Annotated in this window: 15 protein-coding genes; 10 read left to right on the top strand and 5 right to left on the bottom strand. The window is 75.3% G+C overall.

Annotated elements, in window-relative coordinates; all coding sequences use genetic code 11:
- Nucleotides 1-4: 4 nt before the first annotated feature.
- A complete protein-coding gene (locus tag ACFY3U_RS26785; protein ID WP_387206625.1) occupies nt 5-232 on the bottom strand; it encodes a DUF397 domain-containing protein in 228 nt (75 codons plus the stop codon).
- On the bottom strand, nt 225-1,112 hold the full coding sequence (locus ACFY3U_RS26790) for a helix-turn-helix domain-containing protein (protein WP_387206627.1): 888 nt from the start codon (nt 1,110-1,112) through the stop codon (nt 225-227). The genes ACFY3U_RS26785 and ACFY3U_RS26790 overlap by 8 nt, the downstream gene beginning before the upstream one ends.
- Nucleotides 1,113-1,371: 259 nt before the next feature.
- Between ACFY3U_RS26790 and ACFY3U_RS26795 the strand changes: the two genes are divergently transcribed.
- The 3 genes from ACFY3U_RS26795 to ACFY3U_RS26805 all read left to right on the top strand — a co-directional run bounded on the left by ACFY3U_RS26795 (nt 1,372) and on the right by ACFY3U_RS26805 (nt 3,378).
- Nucleotides 1,372-1,638: a hypothetical protein gene (locus tag ACFY3U_RS26795; protein ID WP_387206629.1), complete on the top strand. Its 267-nt coding sequence runs from the start codon at nt 1,372-1,374 to the stop codon at nt 1,636-1,638.
- Nucleotides 1,635-1,985 (top strand): DUF1330 domain-containing protein, encoded by a 351-nt coding sequence (locus ACFY3U_RS26800; RefSeq protein ID WP_387206631.1) that lies wholly within the window; start codon nt 1,635-1,637, stop codon nt 1,983-1,985. The genes ACFY3U_RS26795 and ACFY3U_RS26800 overlap by 4 nt, the downstream gene beginning before the upstream one ends.
- Before the next feature lie 133 nt (nt 1,986-2,118).
- The gene (locus ACFY3U_RS26805) at nt 2,119-3,378 is read left to right on the top strand and encodes a glycoside hydrolase family 6 protein (protein ID WP_387206633.1); all 1,260 of its coding nucleotides are present in this window, start codon (nt 2,119-2,121) and stop codon (nt 3,376-3,378) included.
- Nucleotides 3,379-3,438: 60 nt separating this feature from the next.
- Here ACFY3U_RS26805 and ACFY3U_RS26810 read toward each other — a convergent pair whose 3' ends face one another.
- Nucleotides 3,439-8,904 (bottom strand): carboxyl transferase domain-containing protein, encoded by a 5,466-nt coding sequence (locus ACFY3U_RS26810; protein WP_387206635.1) that lies wholly within the window; start codon nt 8,902-8,904, stop codon nt 3,439-3,441.
- Nucleotides 8,905-9,332: 428 nt separating this feature from the next.
- Here ACFY3U_RS26810 and ACFY3U_RS26815 point away from each other — a divergent pair, with 428 nt between their 5' ends.
- Complete coding sequence (locus ACFY3U_RS26815; RefSeq protein WP_387206637.1) at nt 9,333-10,442, top strand: hypothetical protein; 1,110 nt, start codon at nt 9,333-9,335, stop codon at nt 10,440-10,442.
- Nucleotides 10,429-11,466, top strand: coding sequence for an alpha/beta hydrolase (locus tag ACFY3U_RS26820; protein ID WP_387206639.1), 1,038 nt, complete (start codon nt 10,429-10,431; stop codon nt 11,464-11,466). The genes ACFY3U_RS26815 and ACFY3U_RS26820 overlap by 14 nt, the downstream gene beginning before the upstream one ends.
- Before the next feature lie 4 nt (nt 11,467-11,470).
- Here the strand turns inward: ACFY3U_RS26820 and ACFY3U_RS26825 are convergent, their stop codons facing one another.
- Both ACFY3U_RS26825 and ACFY3U_RS26830 read right to left on the bottom strand, forming a co-directional pair.
- Complete coding sequence (locus ACFY3U_RS26825; RefSeq protein ID WP_387206641.1) at nt 11,471-12,145, bottom strand: response regulator transcription factor; 675 nt, start codon at nt 12,143-12,145, stop codon at nt 11,471-11,473.
- A gap of 29 nt (nt 12,146-12,174) precedes the next feature.
- Complete coding sequence (locus ACFY3U_RS26830; RefSeq protein WP_387206643.1) at nt 12,175-12,696, bottom strand: hypothetical protein; 522 nt, start codon at nt 12,694-12,696, stop codon at nt 12,175-12,177.
- 85 nt (nt 12,697-12,781) lie between these two features.
- Between ACFY3U_RS26830 and ACFY3U_RS26835 the strand changes: the two genes are divergently transcribed.
- The 5 genes from ACFY3U_RS26835 (at nt 12,782) to ACFY3U_RS26855 (ending at nt 19,032) form a co-directional block, all read left to right on the top strand.
- Nucleotides 12,782-14,122 (top strand): ATP-binding protein, encoded by a 1,341-nt coding sequence (locus ACFY3U_RS26835; protein ID WP_387206645.1) that lies wholly within the window; start codon nt 12,782-12,784, stop codon nt 14,120-14,122.
- A 131-nt stretch (nt 14,123-14,253) separates the two neighbouring features.
- Nucleotides 14,254-14,991, top strand: coding sequence for an SGNH/GDSL hydrolase family protein (locus tag ACFY3U_RS26840; RefSeq protein WP_387206697.1), 738 nt, complete (start codon nt 14,254-14,256; stop codon nt 14,989-14,991).
- Between the two features lie 179 nt (nt 14,992-15,170).
- Complete coding sequence (locus tag ACFY3U_RS26845) at nt 15,171-17,441, top strand: FAD-dependent oxidoreductase (protein WP_387206647.1); 2,271 nt, start codon at nt 15,171-15,173, stop codon at nt 17,439-17,441.
- Nucleotides 17,438-17,758 carry a putative quinol monooxygenase gene (locus ACFY3U_RS26850; RefSeq protein ID WP_387206649.1) on the top strand — a complete coding sequence of 107 codons (321 nt, stop codon included), beginning with the start codon at nt 17,438-17,440 and terminating at the stop codon, nt 17,756-17,758. Before ACFY3U_RS26845 ends, ACFY3U_RS26850 begins: the two co-directional genes overlap by 4 nt.
- Nucleotides 17,755-19,032 (top strand): cytochrome P450, encoded by a 1,278-nt coding sequence (locus ACFY3U_RS26855; protein ID WP_387206652.1) that lies wholly within the window; start codon nt 17,755-17,757, stop codon nt 19,030-19,032. The genes ACFY3U_RS26850 and ACFY3U_RS26855 overlap by 4 nt, the downstream gene beginning before the upstream one ends.
- Nucleotides 19,033-19,038: the final 6 nt, after the last annotated feature.

The following is a 19,038-nucleotide window of genomic DNA, read 5'->3' on the forward strand; positions in this document are numbered from 1 at the left end:
ATCGTCATCCGAGACTCCGTCCCCTCCCGGGGCCGGGGAGCCGGCCTGCCCTGATCGCGGCGACGAAGCCCGCCCAGGTCGCGGGGGAGAAGGCCAGCGCAGGGCCCGCGCCGTCCTTCGAATCGCGTACGCCGACCAGGCCGGGCAGGTTGGTGGCCACCTCGACGCAGGCGCCACCGTTGTCGCCGCTGCGGGTGCTCTTGCGCCAGATGGCACCGGCCAGATCAGTCATGTCGCATCTCCCCGGAGATCCTCTTGATCATGTCCTTCGATTCTGCCTCGTCGAGGGCGAGCGCATCCAGGCCCTTCCAGACGCGTTCGTAGGCGGCCAGTTCGTCGGGCTTGTCGAGGTAGAGCGCGCCGGTCAGCGATTCGCTGTAGACGACCGACGGTTCGGGCGCGGCCCGGCCACCCTTCGTCGCCGGGAAGTCGAGGATCATGAAGGTGCCGGCGACGGCCCCGGGCTGCGGCCCGGCCGCGAGCGGCAGCACACGGACCGACACGTTGCCCAGCTCGGCGAGCCTGGTGAGGTGGTCGAGCTGGGCGGCCATGACGGCGGCGCCACCCACCGCGCGCCGAAGGACCGCCTCGGAGAGCACCGATTCCAACCGGGGAGCGGCCGGCAGTCGACGCATGAGCAGGCCCTGCCGTTGCAGGCGCACCTCGACGGCGCGCTCGCGGTCCTCGTCGCTGAGCGTCCGCCCGAGCCGGTAGAGCGCGTCGGCGTAGCCCCGGGTCTGCAGGATCCCCGGGATCAGTGACTCGTCGTAGCCACGGAGGCGGGCGGCGGCGGCCTCCAAGCCCACGTACAGCTCGAACCAGCTCGGCACCGCGTCCCCGTACGCGTGCCACCAGCCCTTCGACTTCGTCTCGGTGGCCAGGCCGCGCATCGCCTCGGTCATCTCGGCAGCCACGCCGTACAGCTCGCACATCGCCTTGACGTCGAGCACCCGGACCGGCCCCATGCCGCACTCGATCCGCCAGATCTTCTGCCGGCTGTACTCCAGCGCCTCGGCGGCGGCGTCCAGCGTCACGCCGGCCTCGGTGCGGTACTGCCGCAGCAGCCGGCCCAGCTGCCGGCGCGGCACGGTCGATCCGACGTCCTCCGTCACCCGAACACTCCCCGATTCCATCTCGCAACACTGCGTCACGTGCCCACGTAACAGCTACCGATAGCAGCAAAGAAAGTCAATACCTCTGGCAAGAATTCTGCTGTGGAACGTTGCTTCCCGGCGCCCGACCGTCACATGCTGACTACCGAGCCCTGGTGCCGTACCGCCGATCGAAGGCTGCGGTGGCAGGTGCGGGGGTGGGTCCGCCCGCGGTGCGGGCGGGCGGCCCCACCCCTTCCAGGAGAGAGGCAGGCGGCGGATGGACATCCCCGAACGCGCTGGGCGGTACGTCATCCACCTGCCCGTGGTCGCCACCGACCTGCCGGCGGCGCAGCGGCTGGCCCGGGTGGTTGGCCGCTGGCTGCTGGTCCTGCCGCACGCCGACCCGGGGGAGACCACCGTGTCGGCCGAGGACGACCAGAACGTACGCCATCGGGTCTTCTGCGACCTGCGGCTGCCCGGCGGCCGGCGCTGCCTGCTGCGCGCCGACCACGACGGCCCCTGCACCCGCCGGCTGCGCCGGTGAGTCGTAGGGTCGAAACCGCTGCCCAGCGCACCGACGAACGGGAGACGGCGACGATGCCCAAGGCCTACTGGATCAACAGCTTCCGGTCCATCACCGACGAGCGGAAGCTCGCCGCGTACGTCGAGCTGGCCGGCCCGGCGATCGAGGCGGCCGGCGGCCGGTTCCTGGCTCGCGGCGTGGCGGCCGAGGCGTTCGAGTCGGGGCTCGTCGAGCGCACCGCGTTGATCGAGTTCGACAGCGTGGCCGCCGCCGTCGCCGCGTACCGCAGCCCCGGATACCAGGAGGCGCTGCGCGCGCTCGGCGACGGCGCCGAGCGCGACATCCGCATTGTCGAGGCGCTGGCCTGATCAGACGCCGCCCGACGGTCCAGGGTGGAAACGGCTCGGAAACATTGACAGTCGGCTTCCTGCGGGGCAGGGTCGGAGCTGCTGCGGGAACGCTCCCACAGTCCCGTCCCCGGTCTCACCAGGAGCAACAGACGTGGCCTTCACTCCCAGAACCCGGCGAGCCGTCACCGGTCTCGCCGCCGCCGCCGCGGCCCTCGCGGTGGCGCTTCCGCTCTCCGCGGCGCCGGCCGGCGCCGTGATCCCGGACGGCACCACCTTCTACACCCCGCGCCCCGACCACGGCGCGGTCAAGCAGATCGCCGCCCTCACCGCCGCCGGGCAGCGCGCCGACGCCGCCGCCCTGCGCACCATGATCGAAACGCCGCAGGCCGTCTGGGTGACCGGTGGCTCGGGGCACCGGCTCACCCAGACGATCAAGGCGGAGGTGCAGCGGGCGGCCGGCAAGAAGACCGTGCCGGTGCTGGTCGCCTACAACATCCCGTTCCGCGACTGCAGCCAGTACTCCGCGGGCGGCGCCACCTCGGTGGCCGAGTACGAGGCGTGGATCGACGCGTTCGCCGCCGGCATCGGCAAGCACGAGGTGGCCGTCATGCTGGAGCCGGACGGCCTGGGCATCATCCCCTGGTACACCACGATCAACGGCAGCCAGGAGTGGTGCAAGCCGGCCGAGGCGGACCCGGCGACCGCCGCCGCCGACCGGTTCGCCATGCTCAACTACGCCGTCGACAAGCTGACCGCGCTGCCGCGCACCAGCGTCTACCTCGACGGCACACACAGCGCCTGGTTGGGCGTCGGCGACATCGCCGACCGGCTGGTCAAGGCGGGCGTCGAAAAGGCCGACGGGTTCTTCCTCAACGTCTCCAACTACGAGACCACCGAGCGGCAGCTGAAGTTCGGCGACTGGATCTCGAAGTGCATCTGGTACGGCACCGAGGGGCCGGCCGCCGCCCGCGGCCACTTCGAGGCGTGCGCCAGCCAGTACTACCCGGCCGACCCGGCCGACTTCAGCACCTGGACCCGCACCGACGCCTGGTACGACGCCAACGTCGGCGCCGTGTCGCCCGACCGGCTGGCCCACTTCGTGGTGGACACCAGCCGCAACGGCCAGGGCCCGTGGACCCCGCCGGCCGGCGTGAGCTGGCCGGACCCGCAGGTCTGGTGCAACCCGCCGGGCCGGGGCCTGGGCGAGCGGCCCACCACCGCGACCGGTGACCCGCTCGCCGACGCGTTCCTGTGGATCAAGACGCCCGGCCAGTCGGACGGGCAGTGCGACCGGGGCACCGGCACCGGTCTCGACCCGGCCCGCGGCAACATCGCCGACCCGGCCGCCGGGGCCTGGTTCGACCAGCAGGCCCTGGAGCTGGTGCGGTTGGCCAACCCGCCGCTGCGCTGAGCGTCGACGCACACCGGGGCGGCCCGATCGGGCCGCCCCGGTTTCGCGTACCGGGCCTGATCAGGCCAGCCGGGCCTCGATCGCCTCGATGATCCGCGGGCGCAGCTCGGCGGCGCGGATCACCGCGTCCACCGAGCCCACCTCGACCGCGCGCCGGATGTCGTGCACGCCGTCGAACTCGCCTGCCACCTCGCCCAGCTTCTCCGCCCGCACCGACGCGCGCAGCTCGTCCAGCTCGGCCACCAGCGCCGCCCGGTCCGCCCCGGCCGCCGTGCCGGCGCGCTCCTCCAGCTCGCGTACCCGGGGGTCGGCCGCGGTGCGGGCGTTGACCTCGCCGGCGAAGACCACCGCGGCGGCCGGCGCGCCGCCGAGCACCGAGGCGAACGAGCCCTCCAGGGCGAGCACCGTCATGTTCGGGTTCAGCGCCTTGGAGAAGACCACGAACGCGCCGCCGTGGTAGCGGGAGATCACGCAGAACACGATCGGCCCGCGGAAGTTCACGATCGCCCGGCCGATCTCCGCGCCGTACTCCAGCTGGAGCTTGCGCATCGACTCCGGTGACCCGTCGAAACCGGACAGGTTCGCCAGCACCACCAGCGGCCGGTTGCCGCTGGCCGCGTTGATCGCCCGCGCCGCCTTCTTCGACGAGCGCGGGAACAGCGTGCCCGCGGTGTACGTGTCGGGGCCGTCGGTGGGCGGGAAGCCGTGCCGCGGCACCGACCGGGACTCGATGCCGAGCAGGCACACCGGGATGCCGGCCAGGTGCGCGTCCTGCACCACCGCGGTCTCCGCGTCGGCCATGCCCGCCCAGCGCTCCAGCACCGGGTGGTCCTGATCGGACAGCGCCCGCATCACCGTACGGATGTCGAACGGCTTCTTCCGGTCCGGGTTGGCCGCGGTCGAGAAGATCTCCCCGACGGTGGCGAAGTCGCTGCCCGCCACGGTGTGCGGGAAGTCCGACACGTCCCGGTCGGTCGGGTCGGTGGTGGCCGCCCGGCGCGGCCCGGACTCGCCCGGCGCCACGTACGTGTGGTCGTAGTGCGCCATCAGCACGTCCCGCGCGGCGGGCAGGTCCGGCGCCCAGTACTGCGCCTGCCCGTTCGGGCCCATCACCCGGTCGTAGCCGCCGATGCCGAAGTTGTCCTCCGCGGACACCCCGCCGGAGAAGTCCAGCGACTGCTTGCCGGTCAGCACCATCGCCGACTCCGGCGTCATCACCAGCACACCCTTGGTGTGCATGAGCATGGTCGCCTCGGCGTTCCAGTACGGCTGGGCGCCCACGTTGATCCCCGCCACCACGATGTTGATCTCGCCGCCGGCCTGGGTGAACTCGACGATCCGCTTGAGCGCCGCGGCCACCCAGTCCATGTTCTCGGTGCCCGAGGTCATCGAGATCCGGGCGCCGGCGGACAGCGCGTACCACTCCAGCGGCACATCCATCCGCTCGGCCAGATCCAGCGCGGCGATCACCCGGCGGCACTCCGGCTCCGACAGCGCGCCCAGCGACTTCGTCGGGTCGCCCAGCAGCACCACCCGGGTGACGCCCTGCGGGTGCCGGGCGGTCGGCGTGGTCACCACGCCCGCGACGATCGCCGCCCTGTTGCGCCCGCGCGGCCGGTCCACCGGCACCAGCGCGTACGCGTCGTCCAGGTCGTGCTCGATGAACTCGCCCAGCATCCCGGTCAGCTCGTACGGGTAGACGGTGTTGCGGCTGCTCGCGCGCAGCACCTTGAGCCGGTAGTCGTCCAGCGGCTCGATCGGCTCGACCGGCGGCTCACCCACGCTCAGCTGGGCGTTGCCGGTGGCGTCGAAGGAGATCCGCACCGCGATCCGGGTCAGCTCGCCGGTGCGGCGGTCGCGCTGACGGGCGATGAACAGGATCTCCTCCAGCCCGGCGCCCGCGGTCGTCGGGCGCACCCGCCCGGCGATCATCTCCATCTCCTGCCGGGTCAGCCCGCTCGGCGGCCACACGTAGATGACGATCCGGTTGGTGGTGAACCGCGACTTCGACGGCCGCTGGGACTGCGCCCGGCGGATCGAGTCCAGGCAGGCCGCCACCGCGTCCTCGGTGGTCGGCAGCGCCACCAGCCGACCGTCCTGCTCCCGCAGCTCGGTCAGGTCACGCACCTGCGCGAAGGCGACCAGCCGCTGGTCCGACGGGTTCTCCCGGGCCACGCACTGGAACAGGTAGACCTCCTCGTCCGCCGACGGCAGCCGGGTCAGGTCGAACTTGTGCAGCCGCTCCAGCTGCATCCGCTGCGCGATGTACGGGTGCAGGCCGCGGATCAGCCGGTCCTCGACCATCCCGTCGCCGGAGGGGCGGAACGTGAAATGGTGGTGCATCACCGCCCCGGCGCGCCCGGCCACGGTGGTGGTGACCCGGCGGACCTGCGCCGGCAGCGGGTGCGCGGCCAGCACCTCCCGCAGCGCGGCGGCCGTGGCGTCGAAGTCCTGCGGCTGGTTCTCCCAGGCCAGGTAGATGTCGGCGTCCAGGGTGTCCTCGCCGCCGGCCAGCTCGGCCAGCCCGCGCAGCGCGTCGCCGAGCGCGTCGAAGCGGACCGCGGCCGAGACCAGGTGGGTGTCGGCCCGCTCGGCCACCACGAAGGCGCAGCCGGCGACCTGCCGGGTGGTCACCCGGGTCAGCGCCCGGTTGCCGTAGTAGCGCCGGGTCAGCACCTCCAGCATCACCGCGTTGTCCAGGTGGTCGCGGACCAGCCGCTGGCCGAGCAGCCGGACCAGCGGCTCGGTGCTGCGGACCATCTCGGCGATCCGGTCGGCGCGGTCCGGCGCGTCCGGGTGCTCGTCCAGGTGCCGCAGGTGCCCCCGTACCTCGGCGTAGACCCGGGCCCGGTTGCGGCGCAGCAACGGCTGGGCGAACCAGGCGAACACCACCCCGCGGGCCAGGTCGGCGACCACCGGGAAGCGGACCTGGGTGGCCGCGATCAGCCGCTCCAGCGCCAGCCCGGCCGGCTCGCGCAGCGCCTCGTCCGGCGCCGGCTCGCGCAGCCAGGCGCGCAGCAGCGCCGCGACGGCGGCGGCGTCGGCCGACGCGCGCTGCTGGGCGAGGAAGATCCGGAAGACGGCGGCCTCGAGGTCGCCGGAGCGCTCCAGGTCGGTCACCCCGTAGTGGCCGAGCGCCTTGGCGAGCTTGGCCCGGAAGCTGTCCGGCAGCCCGGCCCGCTCCACGTCCAGGCTCTGCAGATAGGTGTGGAAGTACTCCCGGGCGCTGTGCACCCGGGCGTCGCCGCCGCCGTCCTCGCCGCCGGGCCGGTTGCGGCTCAGCTCCGCCAGGTCGGCGAACACGTTGAGCAGGTCGACCTCCTCGGCCAGCGGCCGGTGGCCCGCCTCGGTGGCGGCCCGCCGGGCGGCGAGGTAGTCGTCCAGCACCCGGCGGTCGTCCTGCGGGTCGACGTCGAAGCCCAGCAGCAGGGCGCGCAGGTCCTGCCGGCCGCGCGCCGCGCGCTCCCGGGCCGGCAGCGCCCCCGGCGTCGCCGGCAGGTCCAGCTCGACGGCCGGCCCGGTCGGGCCGGCCACCTCCTCGGCGCCCTCCTCGGCGAGCGGCTCCAGGCGCAGCAGCGGCGCGCCCGCCTCCACCTGGCTGCCGACCGCGACGACGCACTCGCGCAGCCGGGCCCGGAACGGCGCCCGCAGCACCGTCTCCATCTTCATGGCCTCCAGCACCAGCACCGGCTCGCCGGCCTCGACCTCGTCGCCGATGCCCAGCGGGGTGGCCACCACCAGGGCGGGCATGGGGGAGCGCAGCACGCCGCCCTCGTCCCGGCTGACCCGGTGCGTGACACCGTCCACCTCGACCAGGTGCACCGGCCCGTGGGTGCCGGTGAGCAGCCGGTGCCGGGCGCCGTTGACCACGATCTGCCCGGTGTGCCGGTCGAACCGGTCCAGGTCCACGTCGGCGGTGCGGACCGTGCCGCCGGCCTCGATGCCCACCCGGAACCGGTGCGCGCCGACCCGGGCCACCCGCAGCCGGTAGTCCACGCCGCGCAGCTTGAGGTCCAACGGCCGGCCGCCGGCGTGCCGCACCTGCGGGCGACCGCCGGCCGCCGTGGACAGCAGCCGGTCCCGCTCGCCGCGCTCCTCCTCCTCGTACGCCTCGATCGCGGCGGCCGCCAGCGCGACGCCGGAGTGCCGGTGCGAGACCAGCCGGCCCTCGCCGCGGACCCGGTCGATCCAGCCGGTGTCCGCGCTGGCGTCGATCACCTCCGGCTGGTCGAGCAGGTCAAGCACGAAGCTCTTGTTGGTCGCGCCGCCCTCGATGATCACCGTGGTGTTCGCCATCGCCCGGCGCAGCCGGCCCAGCGCCTCGTCCCGGTCCCGGCCGTACGCGATGATCTTCGCGATCATCGAGTCGAAGTCGGCGGGGATGGTGTCGCCCTCGCTGACCCCGGTGTCCACCCGGATGCCCGGGCCGGCCGGCAGGTCCAGCCGGGCGATCCGGCCCGGGGACGGCGCGAAGTCGCGGTCCGGGTCCTCGGCGTTGAGCCGGGCCTCGATGGCGTGCCCGCGCTCGGCCGGCGGGTCGCCCGCCAGCCGGCCGCCGGCGGCGACGTGCAGCTGGGCCTTGACCAGGTCGAACCCGGTCGTCGACTCGGTGATCGGGTGCTCCACCTGCAGCCGGGTGTTCACCTCCAGGAAGGCGAACAGCCGGTCGCCGGGGTGGTAGAGGAACTCGACGGTCGCCGCGCCCCGGTAGCCGACCGCCACGGCCAGCCGCTCGGCCGACGCCTTCAGCTCGGCGGTCTGCTCCGCGTCCAGCACCGGCGACGCGGACTCCTCGATCACCTTCTGGTTGCGCCGCTGCACCGAGCAGTCGCGTACGCCCAGCGCCCACGCGGTGCCCTGGCCGTCCGCGATCACCTGCACCTCGACGTGCCGGGCCCCGGTGACCAGGCGCTCCAGGAACACCACGCCGCTGCCGAAGGCCCGGGCCGCCTCCTGGCTGGTGCGCTCGTACGCGTCGGCCAGCTCGGCGTCGTCCCGGACCACCCGGATGCCGCGCCCGCCACCGCCGGCGGTCGCCTTCAGCATCAGCGGGTAACCGATCCGCGCGGCCGCCGCCACGGCGGCGTCCAGGCTCTCCACCGCGCCCCGGCTCCACGGCGCCACCGGCACGCCGACCTCCTCGGCGATCAGCTTCGCGCCGATCTTGTCGCCGAGCTGCCGCATCGCGTCCGGGCTCGGGCCGACGAAGGTGACGCCGATCTTCTCGCACAGCTCGGCGAACGCCGGGTCCTCGGCGACGAAACCCCAGCCCACCCACGCGGCGTCCGCCCCGGTCTCCAGCAGCGCGCGCTCCAGCACCGCCAGGTCCAGGTACGGGCGGGCGGACGCCGGGCCGAGGTCGTACGCGACGTCCGCCTCGCGGACGAAGGTGGCGCTCCGGTCGACGTCGGTGTGCAGGGCGACGGTCTCGATCCTGGCGCCGGTCTCCGCGGCGAGCTCCCGAACGGCGTGGATGAGCCGCATCGCGGCCTCACCCCGGTTGACGATGGCGACACGGCTGAACACCCGACCGACCCCTCCGGTAGACCCACGTGGTGCGTGCCGCACGGCGGTGTGCGGCAGCGATCACCTTTCCGTCTACCGTCGGGTAGCGCCATGTCGCAATCGCCGAACCCCGGGTGGCCGTGTTGTGGAGACCCGACAACATTCTTTGGCAGCCGTGGCGACCGGGCGGCGTCTCGGGCAGCGCGGACCGGCCCGGTCAGCGTGCTCCGATCCGGTGAAAGCCGGTGGTCCCGGGGCGCGGCGCGTCCGGCACCGGCCAGGCTGGGCGGGCGCCGTGCCGGGACGCCGAGGAACGCTCTCACCGACCTCTCATCGCCGGGCTGGGATGGTGCGGTCGGACGACGCTGTGGAACGGGGGAGGCCGTGGTCGCTCGACGCCAGTCCGCCCGGTGCCGCCGGGGCGGGCCGTACCCGCCCACCCGGGCGGCATGATGGCGCTCACTGGGCTCCCGCTGTTCGCGCTCGCGAGCACCGCCACCCTGGCGGTGCTCGCCGGCACCGTGCTGGTCTGGCCGCGGCGGTGGCGGCTGCGGCTGCCGCTGCGGGTCACCGGCGTGCTGCTCACCGAGGCGCTGGTGCTGGTCACCGTCGGCCTGGCGGTGAACCGGTCGGAGCAGTTCTACCCCAGCTGGGAGGAGCTGCTGCGCCCCGCCGGGAACGCCGATCCGACGTACCACCCGACGGCCGGGCGGCTGGACGGCTGGCTGACCGAGCGGGCCGGCGCCCGGGTCGACCAGGCGCAGCTGTTCACCTGGCAGCCGCCCGGCTGGAACCGGTGGGCGCTGGCCCGCCCGCCGAGCGTGCTGGTGCCGGCCGGCTACCTGCAGCACCCCGCCTGGCGGTACTCGGTGGTGCTGGTGGTGGGCGCCGCCGCCGACGGGCTGCCGCCGGCCGGGCCGCCCGCCGCCCCGACCGGACCCCCACCCGCCGCGCCGGCCGGGCCCACCGTCGTGGTGTACGTGACCACCGGGGCCGACACCTCGGCCGCCGTGCTCAGCGCCGGCCTGCCCGAGGATCTGGACCGGGACCTGCGGGTCACCGGCCACCGCTGGGCGCTGGTGACGTCCGCCGCGGACGGCCCGCTCGCCGGGCAGGCGGTCAACGCCGCCACCGGCCGCTTCCCGGCGCTGGCCGTGCTGCGGGCCGGGGCCAACCGGCCGACACCGCGCGTGCCGGTGGGCGTCCAGCTCGCGTCGTTCGGCACGGTCGGGCCGGCTCGCCCGCCTGGCGGGGTCGCGGCGGCCCTGACGGCGGCGCTGCGCTGGGCGGCGGCGCAGACACCGCCACCGCTGGCCGCGGCCAGCCCGCCGGTCCGGTCGCTGCCGGTGCAGCCACCGCACCGGCACCGCGGCGCACCGCACCGCGGCCACCCCCCGGCACCCACCGCCCGCACCGGCGGGAAGCCACCCACCGGCGGAAAGGCGACCACCGGCGGAAAGCCGCCCACCGGCGGGAAGCCGCCCACGGCCTCGACGCCACCCACCGGCGCGACGGCGCCCGCGACCGGAACGGGAGGTGCCGCCCGTGGCACCGGATAGCCTCGCCGTGCAGCTGATCGCCGTCGGAGCGGCCGTGCTGGCCGCCGTCGCGCTGGCCCTGGTCTGGAACCGCGTCACCGGCTGGCTGCGGTGGGTGGCCCGCCCGGCGCTCGTCGCGCTGTGCCTGGTGACCACCGCCGCCGGCGGACTGACCTGGGTCAACCGGCAGGTCGACGCGTACCCGACGTGGTCGAGCCTGGTCGGGTCCGGCGCGGCGGACGCCGCCCCGGCCGCGCCGGTCGCGGAGGCCCGGGCCGCCGCCGACAGCGGGCAGGTCGTCCGCTTCACCGTGCCGGGCCCGGCCAGCGGCCTCACCCTCGCCATGTACGCCTACCTGCCCGCCGGATACCAGAAATCCCCGACCCGGCGGTACCCGGTGGTCGAGACGCTGCACGGCTATCCCGCTTCGCCGGTGCAGTGGTTCACCAAGCTGGGCATCACCCAGACCCTCGACCAGGAGATCGCGGCCGGCCGGATGGCCCCCACCGTCGTGCTGTTCCCCTACCAGACGCCGGACGTCGCGCTGGACACCGAGTGCACCAACCTGGCCGGCGGCCCGCAGACCGAGACGTTCCTGACCGAGGACGTCCCCGCCTTCGCCCGTGCCCACCTGCGGGTCCGCACCGAGGGCTCCGCGTGGGGACTGATGGGCTACTCCGCGGGCGGCTACTGCGCCAGCGACCTGCTGCTGCGCCACCCCGGCCGGTACGCGGCCGGGGCCAGCCTCTCCGGCTACTCCAACCCGGGCATCGCGGTCGGCGACGGCAGCGAGCACACCGGCTACGACGAGACGTGGCGGCTGACCCACCTGCCGCGCGCCGCGGTCGCGCTCTACCTCACCTGCGCCCGCAGCGACCCGCACGCGCTCAGCGACACCCGGGCCATCGCCAAGCTGGCCCGCCCCCCGATGTCGGTCACCACCGCCTACGTCGACGGCGGCGGCCACAACGCGCAGACCTGGCGGGCCATGGAGGCGCCCGCCCTGGACTGGCTCTCCACCTGGCTGGGCCGGCCGACCGGGTGAGCGCTCAGGCGTCCGGGTCGAGCCGGTAGCCGGCGCCGCGCACGGTCAGGATGGTGGCCCGCCCGAACGGCCGGTCGATCTTGTCCCGCAGGTAGCGGACGTAGACGTCGACCACGTTGGAGCCGCCCTCGTACGCGAAGTCCCACACGTGGTCGATCAGCTGGGTGCGGCTGACGGTCTGCCCGGCGCGCCGCATCAGCTCGTGCAGCAGGGCGAACTCCTTCGCCGACAGCGCGACCGCGGTGTCGCCGCGGGACACCGCCCGGGTGGCCGGATCGAGCACCAGGTCGCCGACGCGCAGCGCGGTGGGCCGCTCCACCGGCTCCCGGCGGGTCAGCGCCCGCAGCCGGGCCAGCAGCTCGTCCAGCGCGAACGGCTTGGTCAGGTAGTCGTCGGCGCCGGCGTCCAGGCCGCGTACCCGGTCGGCCACGCCGTCGCGGGCGGTCAGCATCAACACCGGCACCCACCGCCCGTGGGCGCGGACCTGCCGGCACACCTCGAAGCCGTCCGGTGCCGGGATCATCGCGTCCAGGACCACCGCGTCGTAGTCGACCTCGTCGATCCGCCAGATCGCGTCGGTGCCGGTGGCCGCCGTGTCCACCGCGTGACCGGCCCGGCGCAGGCCGCGGGTGAGCATCGCGGACATGGCCGGGTCGTCCTCGACCACCAGCACTCTCACGGCGTCCAGGATAGGTCGCGCCAGGTCGGTCACGGCGGCCCGCCCGCGCTCGGGTCCGCCCGGCGCCGGGCCGATGGGAACGCGGCGGCCAGCATCCGCCCCGGCAGCCGCCGGACCGCCCGCGACCGGCCGACCCGCTCGTCGAAGTCGGCCACCGCCGCCCGCAGCGGGCCGTCGAGCGCCGCCAGCCGATCCACCGGTACGGCCAACCGGGCGTCCCCGCGCAGCCGCGCGTCCCGGTCGATGGCGGCCAGCAGCGGCCCGAGCGCGGCGGTCAGCTCCCGCTCCGCCGGGCCCACCCCGGCCCCGTCCGCGGTGACCGCCGCCGAGCGGGCCGCCCCCACCCGGCCGGCCTCCGCGGCGGTGGGACGCAGCCGCCGCACGTCCTCCAGGATCATCGCCACCAGGGCGTGCCGGCGGCGCAGCAGCGCGGCGACGCGCAGCCACGCCTGGGTGGCCCGGCGGCGCCGGACGATCAGAATGGACAGGTCGCACGCCAGTGCGGCCAGCGCCACCACCGTCAGCCCTGCGGTGAACAGCGCAGTGGACACGGTCACACCCTCCCTCGGTGTCCTCCGCAGGGTGGTGCGGGCACCATGACACGACCATGAGAGACGGGTACGGATGGTTCGGGTGATGCCGCGGTCCCTGCGTACCCGGCTGGTGCTGTTCTTCTCCGCCACCACCGCGCTGGCGCTGCTGGCGTTCCTCGCGCTGCTGCAGGTGGCGTTGGACCGGCAGCTCGACGGGGCGCTACGGGCGGACCTGGCCAACCGCAGCGGCGACCTGGCCGCCGCGGTGCGGGCGGGCGACCTCGGGGCCGTCACCAGCGACCCGCTGGCCCAGCTGTACGCCCCGGACGGCGCCGTCCTGGCCGGCTCCCCGGCGCTGCGCGGGGTGCGCCTGCTGGACCCGGCCGCCGTGCGGGACGTCACCGGCCGACGGACCGGCTCGGCGCGGGTGCCGCTGGGCACCCGGGGCGTGCCGACGCCGGTGCGGCTGCTGGCGGTGCGCACGACCGGCGAGGACGTGCTGGTGGTGGCGGCCCGCTCGGCGGTCATCGACAACGCCGGCGGCCGGCAGCTGATGGTGCTGACCGTCGCCGCGCCGCTGATGATCGCCGGGCTGGCCGCCGCCGGCTGGTGGGTCGTCCGGGCCACCCTGCGCCCGGTCGACGTGCTGCGCCGGGAGGCCGCGGCGATCTCCTCGCTGGACGCCGGGAGGCGGCTGCCGGCGATCGGCGGCGACGACGAGATCGCCCGGCTCGCGGCCACCCTGAACCAGATGCTGGAGCGGCTGCACTTCGCGTTCGCCCGGGAGCAGACCTTCGTCGACGACGCCAGCCACGAGCTGCGCACCCCGTTGGCGGTGCTGCGCGGCGAGCTGGACCTCGCGCTCGGCGCCCTGGACGACCGGCGGGAGGTCGAGGAGTCGCTGACCGCGGCCCGGGCGCAGGTCGACCGGCTCACCCGGCTCACCGACGACCTGCTGCTGCTGGCCCGGGACCGGGCCGGCGCGCTGGTCGTCGACCGCCGGCCGGAGGACCTGCGGGACCTGGTCCGCGCCGAGTGCGCCGCGTTGGCCCGGGCCCTCGACCTGGGCATCCGGGTGACCGGGCCGGAGACGGTCGTCGACGCCGACCCCGACCGGCTGCGCCAGGTGCTGGCCAACCTGGCCGCCAACAGCGCCGCGGCCCGGGCCCGCACGGTCCGGTTGGAGATCCGCCGGGACCCGGAGGAGACCAGCCTGGCCTGGGCCGACGACGGCCTCGGCTTCCCCGAGGGGCTGCTCGGCTCCGCGTTCGAACGGTTCGTCCGCGGCGACACCGCCCGGGCCGACCTGGCCGGCGCCGGACTGGGCCTGTCCATCGTCCGGGCGATCGTGGGCGCCCACGACGGCACCGTCGAGCTGGGCAACGGCCCCCCGCTCGGCGGCGCCGTGGTGACCGTCCGGCTGCCGACCCGGCACCGGCCCTGACCGTCGCGCCGCGCGAGCGGGCGGGCGGCGCCTGGCGTACCGTGCATGGGTCGGGGTCAGCCGGCCAGCGGGTCGGGCCGGGTGACCGCGGGACGGGCGCTCGGGCGGTGGAGGAGGCTGCTGCGGTGCGGATGCGTCGGCTGCGCCGGACGGTGCCGTTCGGCCTCGTCGCCCTGCTGGGCTGCTCCCCGTGGGAGACCGGCCCGGCGCAGCGGCCGGTGTCGACGCCGCCACCCCCGGCCGTGGTGGTCGCCCTCGGCGACTCGGTGCCGGCCGGTACGGCCTGCGCCTGCGACCCGTTCCCCGCCCTGTACGCGCGGCGCCTGTCGCCGGCCGCCGCGTCGGTCGACCTGGCCCGGTCCGGCTCCACCGCGGCCGACCTGCTGGACCAGCTGCGCGACGGGTACCCGCGGGAGGTGCTGCGCACGGCGACCGTGGTGCTCATCATGGCCGGCGCGAACGACTTCGCCGCCCGGTTCCCCGGCGGGCGGGACGACGACTACCGGCGGATCGCCGGCCAGGTGCGCGCCGACGTCGCCACCGCCGTACGCCAGGTGCGCGCGGACGCCGGCCGGCCGGTGCCGGTCGTCGTGCTCGGCTACTGGAACGTGCTGGAGGACGGCCAGGTGGCCGGCGCCGACTACGACGCCGACGGCACCGCCGAGGCGGCCCGGGCGACCAGCTACGCCAACGACGCGCTGGCCGACGCCGCGCGGGACGCCGCGGCCCGCTTCGTCCCCACCTTCGGGGTGTTCAAGGGGGCCGACGGGACGGTGGACCCGACCGCCCTGCTCGCCGCCGACGGCGACCACCCGAACGCGCGCGGGCACGCCGCCATCGCCACCGCCATCCCGGCCGCGGTGGAGTGACCGGGCGCCACGGCTCGGCCGGCTGACCGGGCACCGGGGACCCGCCCCGGGCGGGCCGGCCCGCGCCCATCCGTCGCGTGTCCACGGCGTCACCGCCGCCCGCGCCGGGTGACGCCCGCCGGTGACGGCGCGGTGACGCGACGCCGGGCAGCCTCGGGGCAGCCGTCGAAGGAGCCCCGATGATCAGAACGATGGTGCGGATCCGCGCGCGCCCCGGCCTGGAGGCCGCCGTCGCGTACGCCTGGCGCACGGCGTCCGGTCAGGTCGCCGCGGCCGCCGGCAACCTGCGGCGGGAGCTGTTGCGCGACGTCTACGATCCGCGCGCCGTGGTGATCGTCACCGAGTGGACGGACCTGGCGTCGCTGCGGGCGTACCAGAGTGGGCCGGTCGCCGCCCGGCTGGCCGACGCGCTGCGCCCACTACGCGACACCTCCGCCCCGGAGGACCAGCGGGTGCTCGGCGAGGGGCCGGGCGACGGGTCGGAGATCTGGGTCGACGTCGCGGTCACCGTGCCGCCCGACCGGGTCGACGAGTTCACCGCCGGGCACGCCGAGGTGGTGCGCCGGATGACCGGGGTGCCCGGCTACCTGCGCGAGGAGTTGCTGCGCGAGCCCGGCACCGACGTGCACCACATCTTCGCCCGGTGGCGCGGCGCGGCCGAGTTCCACCGCTGGGTCCGCGACCCCGAGCACGCCCAGCGGGAGGCCGGCCCGATCGCGCCGTTCCTGCTCGAGTTCCGCCGGCAGCTGTTCCACCCGCTGGCGCCGCCCGCCCGACCGTCTACCGGCAAGGAGACCGACGTGCAGACCACAACGGACGTACTCATCGTCGGGGCGGGCCCCACCGGGCTGACCGCCGCGATCGAGCTGGCCCGCCGCGGCGTCGACTGCCGGGTCGTCGAGCGCCGGGCCACCCCGCCCGGGCAGGCCGACCGGGCGATCGGCATCCACTGCCGCACCATGGAGATCTGGGAGGAGCAGGGCGTCGTCCGGGAGGCGATGGACGCCGGCACCTGGCTGACCGGGAACATGGTCTTCGTCAACGGGGTGCAGACCCACCGGATGAGCTGGGAGCTGCCCGACCTGCCGTACGCCCACCTGGGCCTGCCGCAGTACGAGACCGAGCGGATCCTCACCGACCGGCTGGACACCCTCGGGGTGCGCCCCCGGCGCGGCGCCGCGCTGACCGGTTTCGACCAGGACGACGAGGGCGTCACCGCGACCCTGGAGACCGCCGACGGCGGCGAGGAGACGGTACGCGCGAAGTACCTGATCGGCTGCGACGGCGCGCACAGCACCGTCCGCGAGCTGCTCGGGCTCACCTTCACCGGCGGCCTGGGCCAGTTCCCGCAGCTGTTCATGCTCGGCGACGTCGACGTGGACTGGACGATGCCCGAGGGGCACCTGCTGCGCTTCCTGCACCAGACCGACGGCCGGATGGACGGCATGCTGGTCTGCGTGCCACTGCGCGGCCGGGGCCGCTACCGGGTGGCGACGCTGGCCCCGCCCCGGTTCTTCGCGCAGACCGGCGGCCGGGACGCGCCGCCCGGCTTCAGCGAGGAGCTGGGCGCGCCCACCCTGGCCGACGTGCAGGCCGCACTGGACCGGCTCGCCCCGCCCGGCACCCGGGCCACCGCGCTGCGCTGGTCGTCCATCTTCCGGATCAGCCACGGCATCGTGGACCGGTACCGGGCCGGCCGGGTCTTCGTCGCCGGGGACGCCGCGCACCTGCACCCGCCGGCCGGCGGGCAGGGCATGAACACCGGCATCCAGGACGTCTGGAACCTGGCCTGGAAGCTGGCCCTGGCGGTCCGCGGCCTGGCCGCGCCGGGCCTGCTGGACAGCTACGAGTCGGAGCGCCGCCCGGAGGGGGAGGAGATCGTCGGCCGGGCGGTGCGGATGGCCGGCACCGAGGAGCTGGAACGCGACGACCTGGAACGCCAGTTCCGCCAGGAGATGGGCCTGCTGCTGCGCTACGCGGACAGCCCACTGGTCGGCGAGTCGGTCACCGACCCGGACGCCCTGGAGGCCGGCCCGCGCCCCGGCGACCGCGCGCCGGACCTGGCGGGGCTGCGCCGCCCCGGCGTCGGCCATCCGCTGCGGCTACGGGAGCTGACCCGGGGCACCCGGCACACCCTGCTGCTCTACGCCGACGCGGACGCGGACGCCGCGGCGGTGGCCGGGCTGGCCGAGCTGGCCGCCGACGCCCGCCGGTCGGCCGGCGGCGAGCTCGACGCGTACCTGCTGCTCGCCCCGGACGCCGCGACGCCCGACCTGCTCGACCCGCCGGTGCTGCGCGACGCCGACGGCGCGTTCCGCGCCGGGTACGGGGTGACCGGCACCGCGCTGTACCTGATCCGCCCGGACGGGCACGTCGGTTTCCGCAGCCATCCGGCCGACGGCGACGCGTTGCGCAAGAACCTGCAACTGGTCTTCGGCGGTGCCCGGTGACCCGGGTCAGGACGGTGCTGGCGATGCGCACCCGGGAGGGCTGCGCCGAGCGGTTCGAGGCGGAGTGGCGCTCGGCGGCCGACGAGATCCGCACCCTGGACGGCTGCCTGCGGCAGGACCTGGTGCGCGACGCCGACGACCCGCGCAGCTACCTGGTGATCAGCGACTGGGCCGACCGCGAGCGGTTGGACGCGTTCGGTCGCAGCGCGCACCGCGACCGGCTGCTGCGGGTGATCCGGGAGCTGCGGGAGACCGCCGACCGGCACACCTACCAGGTGCTGCACACCGTGCCCGGCCAGCCGGAGGAGGAGCGATGACCGAGCCGGTGCCCGCCGACGAGATCTACACCGACCAGTTCGCCGCCGACCCGTACCCGACCTTCGCCCGGTTGCGTGCGGACGCGCCGGTCTGCCCGGTCTCCGGACGGTTCGACTCGTACCTGATCACCCGGTTCGAGGACGCGCGGGCCGCGCTGACCGACCCCCGCCTCTCCAAGGACCTGTACGGGCCGGGGCGGCACTACCTGCGGCTGTTCGGCCCGAACTCGGAGGGGCTGAACCGCAACATGCTCAACTCCGACCCGCCGGAGCACACCCGGCTGCGCCGGATCGTGTCCCAGGCGTTCGCGCCGCGCCGGATCGAGGCGCTGCGGCCCCGGGTGGCGGCGATCGTCGACGACCTGCTCGACCGGGTGGTCGAGCGGGGCCGGGCGGAGTTGATGCACGACTTCGCGATCCCGCTGCCGATGCGGGTGATCGGGGAGCTGATCGGCATCCCGGAGGACGACCACGACCGGGTGCTCGACCAGACCCAGGTGATCCGCACGTCCGGGTCGTCCGGCCGGCCCCCGGCCGAGGATCGGGCGGCGGTGCAGGAGGCCCAGCTGTGGCTGCACGACTACCTGGTCGACCTGGTCCGCGCCAAGCGGGCCCGCCCGGGCGACGACATCATCAGCGCGCTGATCGCCGACTGCGACCAGGCCGGGCGGCTCTCCGAGGCGGAGCTGGTGACCACCTCGTTCCTGCTGCTGTTCGCGGGGCACCAGACCACCGCCGACTTCCTCGGCAACGCGACGGTGGCGCTGCTGACCCGGCCCGACCAGCTGGAGCTGCTGCGGTCCCGGCCGGAGCTGCTGCCGTCGGCGGTCGAGGAGCTGCTGCGGTTCGACGGGCCGTTGCCGGTGGCCAGCCCCCGGGTGGCCACCGAGGACGTCGAGTACGAGGGCGTCCGCATCCCGGCCGGGTCGATCGTCGGCGTGGTGCTCAACTCGGCCAACCACGACCCCGCGCACTTCGTCGACCCGGACCGGCTCGACCTGCGTCGGGTCCGCGGCCCGCACCTGGGCTTCGGGCACGGCGTGCACTACTGCCTCGGGGTGTCGCTGGCCCGGATGGAGGCGCAGATCGGCATCGGCACGATGCTGCGCCGGCTGCCGGGCCTGTCGCTCGGGGTGCCGGCCGGGCAGCTGCGCCGGCTGCCCGCCGCCTCACCGTTCCGCGGCCTGCTGGAACTGCCGGTCACCTTCGCCGCGTCGGCGATCCCACGGCAGGCGGCGCCCGCCGCCGCCACGCCGTCCCGTCCCCACCCGTGACATCAA

The sequence above is a fragment of the Micromonospora sp. NPDC000089 genome (assembly GCF_042899365.1).
Classification (GTDB): domain Bacteria; phylum Actinomycetota; class Actinomycetes; order Mycobacteriales; family Micromonosporaceae; genus Micromonospora.

Bases quoted from the DNA above. Each gene is read 5' to 3' on its own strand.
- ACFY3U_RS26845 (WP_387206647.1), top strand. From the start codon at position 15,171: ATGATCAGAACGATGGTGCGGATCCGCGCGCGCCCCGGCCTGGAGGCC.
- ACFY3U_RS26840 (WP_387206697.1), top strand. From the start codon at position 14,254: ATGCGTCGGCTGCGCCGGACGGTGCCGTTCGGCCTCGTCGCCCTGCTG.
- ACFY3U_RS26785 (WP_387206625.1), bottom strand. From the start codon at position 232: ATGACTGATCTGGCCGGTGCCATCTGGCGCAAGAGCACCCGCAGCGGC.
- ACFY3U_RS26835 (WP_387206645.1), top strand. From the start codon at position 12,782: ATGCCGCGGTCCCTGCGTACCCGGCTGGTGCTGTTCTTCTCCGCCACC.
- ACFY3U_RS26795 (WP_387206629.1), top strand. From the start codon at position 1,372: ATGGACATCCCCGAACGCGCTGGGCGGTACGTCATCCACCTGCCCGTG.
- ACFY3U_RS26815 (WP_387206637.1), top strand. From the start codon at position 9,333: ATGATGGCGCTCACTGGGCTCCCGCTGTTCGCGCTCGCGAGCACCGCC.
- ACFY3U_RS26855 (WP_387206652.1), top strand. From the start codon at position 17,755: ATGACCGAGCCGGTGCCCGCCGACGAGATCTACACCGACCAGTTCGCC.